At 59.3% G+C, this 10,109-nt stretch carries 9 protein-coding genes and 2 tRNA genes; 2 read left to right on the forward strand and 9 right to left on the reverse strand.

The window, feature by feature from the left end:
* Positions 1 to 3: 3 nt before the first annotated feature.
* From ilvD to ACJ8J1_RS24370, 6 genes are all read right to left on the reverse strand, one after another.
* Positions 4 to 1,854: a dihydroxy-acid dehydratase gene (gene ilvD / locus ACJ8J1_RS24345; protein WP_033645377.1), complete on the reverse strand. Its 1,851-nt coding sequence runs from the start codon at positions 1,852 to 1,854 to the stop codon at positions 4 to 6.
* A 107-nt stretch (positions 1,855 to 1,961) separates the two neighbouring features.
* The gene (locus ACJ8J1_RS24350; RefSeq protein WP_033645378.1) at positions 1,962 to 2,888 is read right to left on the reverse strand and encodes a branched-chain amino acid transaminase; all 927 of its coding nucleotides are present in this window, start codon (positions 2,886 to 2,888) and stop codon (positions 1,962 to 1,964) included.
* A 23-nt stretch (positions 2,889 to 2,911) separates the two neighbouring features.
* On the reverse strand, positions 2,912 to 3,169 hold the full coding sequence (gene ilvM / locus ACJ8J1_RS24355; protein ID WP_004929955.1) for an acetolactate synthase 2 small subunit: 258 nt from the start codon (positions 3,167 to 3,169) through the stop codon (positions 2,912 to 2,914).
* Positions 3,166 to 4,812, reverse strand: coding sequence for an acetolactate synthase 2 catalytic subunit (ilvG, locus tag ACJ8J1_RS24360; RefSeq protein WP_033645379.1), 1,647 nt, complete (start codon positions 4,810 to 4,812; stop codon positions 3,166 to 3,168). The genes ilvM and ilvG overlap by 4 nt, the downstream gene beginning before the upstream one ends.
* Positions 4,813 to 4,954: 142 nt before the next feature.
* Complete coding sequence (ilvL, locus tag ACJ8J1_RS24365; protein WP_013814970.1) at positions 4,955 to 5,053, reverse strand: ilv operon leader peptide; 99 nt, start codon at positions 5,051 to 5,053, stop codon at positions 4,955 to 4,957.
* Positions 5,054 to 5,186: 133 nt separating this feature from the next.
* A complete protein-coding gene (locus ACJ8J1_RS24370) occupies positions 5,187 to 6,419 on the reverse strand; it encodes an MFS transporter (RefSeq protein ID WP_033645380.1) in 1,233 nt (410 codons plus the stop codon).
* Between the two features lie 341 nt (positions 6,420 to 6,760).
* Here ACJ8J1_RS24370 and ACJ8J1_RS24375 point away from each other — a divergent pair, with 341 nt between their 5' ends.
* Complete coding sequence (locus ACJ8J1_RS24375; RefSeq protein WP_033645381.1) at positions 6,761 to 8,284, forward strand: YifB family Mg chelatase-like AAA ATPase; 1,524 nt, start codon at positions 6,761 to 6,763, stop codon at positions 8,282 to 8,284.
* A 28-nt stretch (positions 8,285 to 8,312) separates the two neighbouring features.
* Here ACJ8J1_RS24375 and ACJ8J1_RS24380 read toward each other — a convergent pair whose 3' ends face one another.
* The gene (locus ACJ8J1_RS24380) at positions 8,313 to 8,651 is read right to left on the reverse strand and encodes a DUF413 domain-containing protein (RefSeq protein WP_004929946.1); all 339 of its coding nucleotides are present in this window, start codon (positions 8,649 to 8,651) and stop codon (positions 8,313 to 8,315) included.
* A gap of 119 nt (positions 8,652 to 8,770) precedes the next feature.
* Here ACJ8J1_RS24380 and hdfR point away from each other — a divergent pair, with 119 nt between their 5' ends.
* The gene (hdfR, locus tag ACJ8J1_RS24385) at positions 8,771 to 9,598 is read left to right on the forward strand and encodes an HTH-type transcriptional regulator HdfR (protein ID WP_033645382.1); all 828 of its coding nucleotides are present in this window, start codon (positions 8,771 to 8,773) and stop codon (positions 9,596 to 9,598) included.
* 269 nt (positions 9,599 to 9,867) lie between these two features.
* Here hdfR and ACJ8J1_RS24390 read toward each other — a convergent pair.
* Together ACJ8J1_RS24390 and ACJ8J1_RS24395 are read right to left on the reverse strand one after the other, a co-directional pair.
* Positions 9,868 to 9,943: transfer RNA gene (locus ACJ8J1_RS24390), tRNA-Trp, on the reverse strand.
* A 51-nt stretch (positions 9,944 to 9,994) separates the two neighbouring features.
* Positions 9,995 to 10,071, reverse strand: a tRNA-Asp gene (locus tag ACJ8J1_RS24395).
* Positions 10,072 to 10,109 lie beyond the last annotated feature (38 nt).

Consider the following 10,109-nt stretch of genomic DNA (forward strand, 5'->3'; position numbering starts at 1 on the left):
TGCTTATCCCCCCAGTTTGCTCTTGTCGCGCACCGCGCCTTTGTCGGCGCTGGTGGCCAACGAGGCGTAGGCGCGCAGCGCGAAGGACACCTGACGTTCACGATTTTTCGGCGTCCAGGCCGCGTCGCCGCGCGCCAGTTCCGCCTCATGCCGCGCCGCCAACTCCTGCTCGCTGACGTCCAGCTGGATGCCGCGATGAGGAATGTCGATTGCGATCATGTCACCGTCCTGCACCAGGGCGATCAGGCCGCCGCTGGCCGCTTCCGGCGAAGCGTGGCCGATGGACAACCCGGAGGTGCCGCCGGAGAAACGCCCGTCGGTGATCAGCGCGCACGCCTTGCCCAGCCCCATCGATTTCAGGTAAGTGGTTGGATAAAGCATTTCCTGCATGCCCGGCCCGCCTTTCGGCCCTTCGTAACGGATAACGACCACATCGCCCGCCACCACTTTGCCGCCGAGGATCGCTTCTACCGCGTCATCCTGGCTTTCATACACTTTGGCCGGGCCGCGGAAGGTGAGGATTTCCTTGTCGACGCCGGCGGTTTTGACGATGCAGCCGTTTTCCGCCAGGTTGCCGTACAGCACCGCCAACCCGCCGTCCTGACTGTAAGCGTGCTCACGGGTGCGGATGCAACCTTCCTTGCGGTCGGTGTCCAGCGAATCCCAACGGCAATCCTGGGAGAATGCCTGCGTGGTGCGGATACCGGCCGGCCCGGCGGAGTACATTTTCTTGACGCTTTCGTCGCGGGTCAGCATCACGTCGTAAGCTTCCAGCGTCTGCGGCAGGGTCAGCCCCAATACGTTGTTCACCTCGCGGTTCAGCAAGCCGGCGCGATCCAACTCGCCGAGGATGCCGATCACGCCGCCGGCGCGGTGCACGTCTTCCATGTGATATTTCTGCGTGCTCGGTGCCACTTTGCACAGGTGCGGCACTTTGCGCGACAGACGATCGATGTCTTCCATGGTGAAGTCCACCTCGCCTTCCTGCGCCGAAGCCAGCAGGTGCAGCACGGTGTTGGTCGAGCCGCCCATGGCGATGTCCAGCGTCATGGCGTTTTCAAATGCCGCCTTGTTGGCGATATTGCGCGGCAGCGCGCTCTCGTCGTCCTGCTCGTAATAGCGTTTGGTCAGCTCGACGATGCGCTTGCCGGCGTTGAGGAACAGTTCCTTGCGATCGGCGTGGGTGGCCAGCAGCGAACCGTTGCCCGGCTGCGACAGGCCCAGCGCTTCGGTCAGGCAGTTCATCGAGTTGGCGGTGAACATGCCGGAGCAAGAGCCGCAGGTCGGGCAGGCGGAACGCTCGATCTGCTCGCTGTCGGCGTCGCTGACGTTCGGGTTCGCGCCCTGGATCATCGCGTCCACCAGATCCAGCTTGATAATCTGGTTGGAGAGTTTGGTTTTGCCGGCTTCCATCGGGCCGCCGGAAACGAAGATCACCGGAATGTTCAGGCGCAACGCCGCCATCAGCATGCCCGGGGTGATTTTGTCGCAGTTGGAGATGCACACCATCGCGTCGGCGCAGTGGGCGTTCACCATGTATTCAACCGAGTCGGCGATCAGCTCGCGCGACGGCAGGGAATAGAGCATGCCGCCGTGGCCCATGGCGATGCCGTCATCCACCGCGATGGTGTTGAACTCTTTGGCCACGCCGCCTGAAGCTTCGATCTGTTCGGCGACCAGTTTGCCCAGATCGCGCAGATGCACGTGGCCCGGCACGAACTGGGTAAAGGAGTTGACCACGGCGATGATCGGCTTGCCGAAATCGGCGTCGGTCATCCCGGTCGCGCGCCACAATGCGCGGGCACCCGCCATATTGCGGCCGTGGGTGGTGGTGGCGGAACGGTACTTAGGCATGCTCTTTTCACTCCAAATGTATTTATGGCAGGCGGCGAACGAACCGCCTGGATATTTCTTATCTTGTCTGTCTTGTCGTCCGCCACGCTGCGCGGCGAGCCTTGTCGTTACGGGTTTACCGGATCCAGCCACCCGTATTTGTCTTCGGTCTTGCCGCTGAACAGGCCGAAGAACGCCTGTTGGATCTGTTTGGTCACCGGGCCGCATTTGCCGATACCGACCTGAATGCCGTCCACGCTGCGCACCGGCGTGATTTCCGCCGCGGTGCCGGACATGAACACTTCGTCGGCCAGGTACAGCGATTCGCGCGACAGCACCTGCTCGCGCACGTCGAAGCCCATGTCTTTCGCCAGCTTGATGATCGCGTCGCGGGTGATGCCCGGCAGCGCCGACGAGGTGAACGGCGGGGTATAGAGCACGCCGTCTTTCACTTCAAACAGGTTCTCGCCCGCCCCTTCGGAAATGTAGCCGTGCACGTCGAGCGCGATGCCTTCCTGATAGCCGTGGCGGCGCGCTTCGCTGCCCACCAGCAGGGAGGAAAGATAGTTGCCGCCGGCCTTGGCCGCAGTGGGGATCGTGTTTGGTGCGACGCGGTGCCAGGAGGAGACCATCGCATCGATGCCTTGATCCAGCGCTTCTTCACCCAAATAAGCGCCCCAAGGAAACGCCGCGATAATCACGTCCGTTTTATAACCGGCCGGCGGGTTGACGCCCATGCCGACATCGCCGACGAACACCAGCGGACGAATGTACGCGCTGACCAGGTTGTTCTTGCGCAGCGTAGCGCGGCAGGCTTCCATCAGCTCGTCGACGCTTTGCGACACCGGCATGCGGTAGATTTTCGCCGAATCGTGCAGGCGCTGCATATGCTCGCGATGACGGAATACCACCGGCCCCAAGTGCGAGTCATAGCAGCGTACGCCTTCAAACACCGACGTGCCGTAATGCAACGCGTGCGACATCACGTGCACTTTGGCCTCGGCCCAAGGAACCATCTCACCATTGAACCAAATGTAATCGGCTTTCTTTGTCATTGTTATTTATCCTTCTCGGCGCCTCAGGCGCGTATTTGTTGTGATGTTGGCTGCTGGATCTCGACGCAGGAGACGTCCATCAGTTTGCTTAATTGAGATGACAACAGGGCGACCGGACGCGGGCTGGCAACGGTCAATTCGATATTGATGCTGTCGGCGTTGGCCGGGGAAACCATATTCATAGCACAAACCTGAAAGCCGCGATGACGCACGACCCGCAATACGCGCTCTAACATTTCGGGGCGAAAACGCGCCTGGATCGAGAGTTGATGCTGCATCATGATATTTCCTCCAACATGGTTTCGTTGCCGGCGCCCGGCGGCACCAGCGGCCAGACGTTTTCGAGTTCGTCGATAGAGACCTGCAGCAGATAAGGGCCTTCGGTGTTGAACAGCGCCTCGAGCGCGCCCTCCACCTGATCCTTGCGGCTGATGCGCTGGCCGGGAATGCCGAAGGCAGCGGCCAGCATCAGGAAGTCGGGGTTATCGGACAGGTTGGTTTCGCTGTAGCGGCCGTCGAAGAACAGCTGCTGCCATTGGCGCACCATTCCGAGGCGCTGGTTGTCCAGCAGCACGATCTTCAGCGGCAGCTGTTTGCGCTTAATGGTGCCCAGTTCTTGCACGTTCATCATGAAGGAGCCATCGCCCGAGACACAGATCACCGTATCTTGCGGACGCGCGATCTGGGCCCCGACCGCCGCCGGCACGCCGAACCCCATGGTGCCGAGGCCGCTGGAGGTGATGAAATTCTCCGGGCGCTCGAACGTCATGTGCTGCGCGCTCCACATCTGGTGCTGGCCGACGTCGGTGGTCACCACGCTGTTGGCCGGCTTGCGGGCGGACAGCTGGCGCAAGAACAGCGGCGCGTAAATCGGCTGGCCGGGATGATCGTAGCGGCAGGCGTGATCGGCTTTCAGCGCCGTCACCCGTTGCCGCCAGGCGGCGATGTTCAGCGGGCGCTGCAACGCCGGCAGCAACGCTTTCAGATCGCCCTGCAGGGCCACATGCGCCTGGCGCAGCTTGCTCATCTCCGCCGGGTCGATGTCCATGTGGATCACTTTGGCGTGCGGCGCGAAGGCATTCAGCTTGCCGGTCACGCGGTCATCGAAACGCGCGCCGACGGCGATCAGCAGATCGCACTCCTGCACCGCCAGGTTAGCGGCCTTGGTGCCGTGCATGCCCAACATGCCAAGGTACAGCGGATCTTGCGCATCCGGCGCGCCCAGCCCCTTCAGGGTGGCGACGTTCGGCATGCGGGTCACCGCGATGAACTCTCGCAGCGCCGGCACCGCCTGCGCCATGCCCACGCCGCCGCCAACGTACAGCATCGGTTTATGCGCCTGCGCCAGCAGCTCAGCCGCCTCGGCCAACGCCGCCGTCGGTAACGCCGGCGCTTCATCGACCGGCATCAAATGCGGATGCAGGTCGCCTTGCGCCAGCTGGATGTCTTTCGGGATATCGATCAGCACCGGGCCAGGACGGCCGCCGGCGGCGATGGCGAAAGCTTCCGCCATGATGCCCGGCAAGGCATCCAGCGATTCCACCAGGAAGCTGTGCTTGGTGCAGGCCAGAGACAGGCCGAGAACATCGATCTCCTGAAAGGCATCGGTGCCGATCAGCGCGGATCCCACCTGACCGGTGATGGCGACAACGGGAACGGAATCGAGCAGCGCATCCGCCAGCCCGGTGATCAGGTTGGTGGCGCCGGGACCGGAAGTGGCGATACAGACACCGACTTTGCCGGTGGCGCGGGCGTAACCGATGGCGGCCATGGCGGCGCCCTGTTCATGGCGGCACAGCAGGTGTTCCACGCCGCCGTCGTACAGCGCATCGTACACCGGCATGATTGCCCCGCCCGGATAGCCGAATACGGTATCCACACCCTGCGCACGCAACGCTTGAACTACCCACTGAGCGCCATTCATAGTTATTTCCCCGCCTTACTTCGACAACCGCAGGATTTTGTTCTGTTTTTCATGCTCTGCCCCTTGCTCCACTTTTCTCTTGCCAATAAAAAACCCCCGGACCTGACGGTGCGGGGGTTCTCTTGCGATTCCGGCTTGTTTGCTAAGCCTTTCTTCGTCCAAGTGCAGCCCCGCACGGTGGGATAATAATCACCACCACGCTAATCACGACTAGGCTAATCACTTGGGCAAAGGCTTTCATAATGGGTTTGTTCACTGTGCTCATTCAGAACTAATGCTTACAGAGGTACCACAGCCGCGCGCGACATGACAACACTTTTTTTGCGTTATTATTCGGCGCAATCTGGTCATACCTCACGCGAATCGCCCGGATTTCACACGTTGGCGCGCATACCTGGATTTTTCACCGCGCCGGTGATGGCCTTGCCGCGTGTATCCTTGCCGAAGAACACCAACAGAGCGATCGCCACCGCCACCGTCCCGGCAACCATGGCCATCGCCAGGCCGTAATTATGCCCATGATGCTCGGCGAGGGTGGCTTGCAGCGTGGCGTTGACCGAAGCGATCAGGTTGCCCAGCTGATACACGAACCCCGGTAGCACCGCGCGGGTGTTGGCCGGCACCAGCTCGGTCAGGTAGGTCGGCACCACGCCCCAGGCGCCCTGCACCATGAATTGCATCAGGAAAGCGCCGATCCCGAGCATCAGCGAACCGCTGGAAAACGCCCACAGCGGGATCACCGGTAACGCCAACAATGCGGCGATGATAATCGCTTTTTTGCGGCCGATTTTTTCCGATAACGAACCGAAGAAAACGCCGCCGATAATTGACGCGATATTGTAGCTAATGGCGATGATACTGACGGTTTTCGGATCGAAACCGTGCTGAACTTTCAGAAATACCGGATACAGATCCTGCGTGCCGTGAGAGAAGAAATTGAACGCCGCCATCAGCAGCACCAGATAGCAGCACAGCTTCCAGTGGCTCTTCAACACCGGCAGCAAGGCGCTGCTTTCTTTACGTTCACGCGCCGCCAGCCACACCGGCGACTCCTGCACGCAATAATAAATAAACGGCAGCAGCAGGATCGGCGCCGCGCCGATGACGAACATGCCGCGCCAGCCGACCGTTTCGAACAGCAGGCCGTACACCACCGCCGCCAGCAGATAACCGAACGGATAGCCGGCCTGGAAAATGCCCGACATCAAGCCGCGCGAGCGGTCCGGTATGGTTTCCATCGCCAATGATGACGCCACGCCCCAGATACCGCCCATCGCAACGCCGTACAACACTCGTAACAGCAAGAAGACCGTCAGCGAGGGCGCGGCGGCGGAGAGCAGCTCAAACACCGAGAAGAAGACGATATTCAGCATCAGGATCGGTTTGCGGCCATATTTTTCCGCAGCGCGCCCGAAGATCAGCGCGCCGATCGGCCGCACCGCCAGCGTGAGCAGAATCGCCAACGTGACCTGTTCCAGGCCGACGTGAAAGGATTGTGCGATGTCGCTGAGTAAGAATACCAGTACGAAAAAATCGAAAGCGTCGAGCGTCCAGCTTGAAAAACTGGCGATTGCCGCATTGCGTTGCAGCGGGGTCCAACCAAACATAGTGTTATCCCTACCGTAGAGTACGAAGTCAGGAGATTTAGCGGCTGCCGGGCAGACTGCCGCGGCGGTCGGAGTGTGTTAAAGAAGTGATTTTTCTTTTAATCAATTGTTAAATACACCCATCAAGCCTATGGCTGCAATGCGTACAGGCCGCTAATGTGTTGCAGGCTTCAGCGAATTGTTAATGGGTATTGCCACAGGCTGCGAGGCGGTTCGCACAATCTTTTTCAATTCGATGAAAATCAGTGATTATGCTGCGAGTTTCATGGAAAAAATGCCAAGAACGCCGCGCGGCACCTGGATAAATCGCGCATCATGCCGCCCTCAGCAAGGAGAGCGATATGTCACTGGCGGTAATCTATAGCCGCGCCATCATCGGCGTTCAGGCCCCTTCCGTAACGGTAGAGGTGCATATCAGCAATGGCCTGCCCGGCCTGACGCTGGTTGGCCTGCCGGAAACCACGGTAAAAGAGGCGCGCGATCGGGTGCGCAGCGCCCTGATCAACAACGGTTTCACCTTTCCCGCCCGCCGCATCACCGTCAATTTGGCGCCGGCCGATCTGCCGAAAGAAGGCGGGCGCTACGATCTGCCGATTGCGCTGGCGATCCTCGCCGCCTCCGAGCAACTGCCCCTCGCCCCGTTGGCACGCTACGAGTTTCTTGGCGAACTGGCGCTGTCCGGCGCGCTGCGCGCGGTCAGAGGCGCCATCCCGGCGGCGCTGGCGGCGGCTGACGCCGGGCGACAATTGGTCCTCTCCACGGACAACGCCGCCGAGGTCGGCCTGATTGCGCAGTCACAATCCCATACTGCCCAACACCTGTTGGAGGTCTGTGCCTTTTTGCTCGGCCAGGGCGAGCTGCCGGTAGCCATCACGCCTCCCGCGGCAGAAAACCCGCACGAGAACGCAGATCTGCGCGACATCATCGGCCAAGAGCAGGCCAAGCGGGCATTAGAGATCGCTGCCGCCGGCGGGCATAACCTATTGTTGATTGGGCCGCCGGGCACCGGTAAAACCATGCTGGCCAGTCGACTGACGGGCTTACTGCCGCCGCTGACGGAACCTGAGGCGCTGGAAAGCCTGGCGGTCGCCAGCTTGCAGCATCCTGTTCTCACCGCTTTGCCATGGCGCCAGAGGCCATTTCGCGCACCGCATCACAGCGCATCGATGGCGGCGTTGGTCGGCGGCGGCTCACTGCCGCGCCCGGGTGAGATATCTATGGCGCATAACGGCGTGCTGTTTCTGGATGAGCTGCCGGAATTCGAGCGTAAGGTGCTGGATGCGCTGCGTGAACCGCTGGAATCCGGCGAGATCGTGATTTCACGTGCCAACGCCAAGGTCTGCTTCCCGGCCAAGGTGCAATTGATCGCGGCGATGAATCCCAGCCCAACCGGGCATTACCAGGGTATGCATAATCGCGCCTCGCCGCAGCAGGTGCTGCGCTACCTGGCCCGGCTGTCAGGGCCTTTTCTCGATCGTTTCGATCTGTCTATCGAAGTGCCGCTGTTACCTCCAGGTACGCTCAGTAAGCGGCAAACTCAGGGAGAAAGCAGCGAGCAGGTGCGGGAAAGAGTGCGACAGGCACGCACCCGGCAGCTCGAACGCGCCGGTAAAATCAACGCGCTGTTAACCAACCGTGAAGTGGAACGGGATTGCGTGTTGCAGGCGGCAGACGCCGAGTTTTTGGAAGCGACATTAAACGCGTTGGGGTTATCGGTCCGCGCCTGGCAGCGCATCTTGAAAGTGGCGCGCACGCTGGCGGATTTGGCGGGGGATGCCGAGATCGGCAGGCGCCACCTGAGCGAAGCGCTGAGCTATCGCAGTATGGACCGTCTGCTGTTACAACTGCATCGTAGTCTGGAATAGAAAATGGGGCCCGAAGGCCCCATCGTCTTTAGTCTTCGCTGTCGCTGTAATCTTCTACTGCGTCAGCCTGCGGCTTACCGCCGGACAACGTATGGAATTTCTTCGGGCGACGTGTGCGCGCCAGATATTTAGCCCATACTTTTTCCTGCTCGGTAGCCGCTTCGCGCTCACCGCGGCACACTGCGACGAACAGCTGTTCTTCTTCAGTGGCCGGCTGGCGTTTGCCCGAGTCCAGCTCGTTAAACGCGTAGCCGAAGCGCTCTAGCAATTGCGCCTCTTTAATGGTGAAATCGCCGTGACGGGAGAACCCGCGAGGGTAATGTTTATTATCAAAAAAACGATTGGTCGTGGTGAAGCTATCCGCCATCTGACACGCTCCTAATTCTCTTATGGCCGTGCTGTTTATGGCGCGGAGTATTAGATAGGCTTGACAGCGTGTAAAACAAAACATTTAAATCTTAACGACAAATTTTTTTGGAGATAGGTGTGGATACCGAATTACTGAAAACCTTTTTGGAGGTCAGTAGAACGCGTCACTTTGGCAGAGCCGCAGAATCTTTGTACTTAACGCAGTCCGCGGTCAGTTTCCGCATCCGTCAGTTAGAAAACCAGTTGGGCGCAAATTTATTTACCCGTCATCGCAATAACATCCGCCTGACGCCTGCCGGCGAGCGGCTTCTGCCCTATGCCGAAAGCCTGATGAACACCTGGCAGTTGGCGAAGAAAGAGGTCGTGCGTTCACTGCAACATACCGAGCTGTCGATCGGCGCGACTGCCTCGTTGTGGGAGGCTTATTTGACCCCCTGGTTGCAATCTCTCTATCAACAAAGAGAGGCGCTGCAGCTCGAAGCCAGGGTGGCCTTAAGGCACTCTTTGGTAAAGCAACTGCATGAAAGGCAGCTCGATTTACTGATCACCACTGAGCCGCCAAAGATGGACGAACTGGCCAGCCAGCAGCTGGGCAATTTCTCATTACGCCTGTTCTCATCCGCGCGTCGTGACAAACAATCCCCCATGCCTTACATCAAGCTGGAATGGGGGGCCGACTTCCACCAACAGGAAAACCGCATGTTGGAAGGTGATAACGTGCCGGTACTCACGACCACCTCGGCACACCTGACGCGTCAGTTGCTGGAAACCACAGGCGGATGCGCTTTCCTGCCCAGCCAGTGGGAAAAAGAGTATCCGCAGTTGCTTGCCGCCGCCGAGATCCCGCCGATTGTCCGCCCACTGTATGCCGTCTGGTTGCAAAACAGCGATCAACAGCCTTTGATTCGGCAATTACTTAAAATACCTTTAAATACCGCAGCCTAAAGCGCTATGGCGGCCTTAAAAGCCGCCGCCGTGGTCATGGCTGTCTATCATACCAAAAACCGCCCATCGCCTTCTGAGAGAAGAAAATGCAAAACGGTAGGAGAATCAGGAGGTCTGCGGGGGTAAAGATCGAAAGATCATAAGGCAACTCGGATCAGATAGACATCAGCATAGAGCAGCCAATACGCTCTTTTCCAAAGCGGGAATGCTCCAAGGGAAGGGATAATAGGTAAAAAAAAACCCTTTGCTTTCGCAAAGGGTTCTTAATATGGCAGGGGCGGAGAGACTCGAACTCGCGACACCCGGTTTTGGAGACCGGTGCTCTACCAACTGAGCTACGCCCCTAAATCTCGCTTAACATTATGCCTGCTAAAAAAGCAGGCATAATTAAATAAGTGGCGGAACGGACGGGGCTCGAACCCGCGACCCCCTGCGTGACAGGCAGGTATTCTAACCAACTGAACTACCGCTCCACCGATTCTTTTACGTTGTATCTTTCGATACCGGCAAT

Source organism: Serratia sp. CY37869 (assembly GCF_052168895.1).
GTDB classification, from domain to species: Bacteria; Pseudomonadota; Gammaproteobacteria; order Enterobacterales; family Enterobacteriaceae; genus Serratia; species Serratia ureilytica.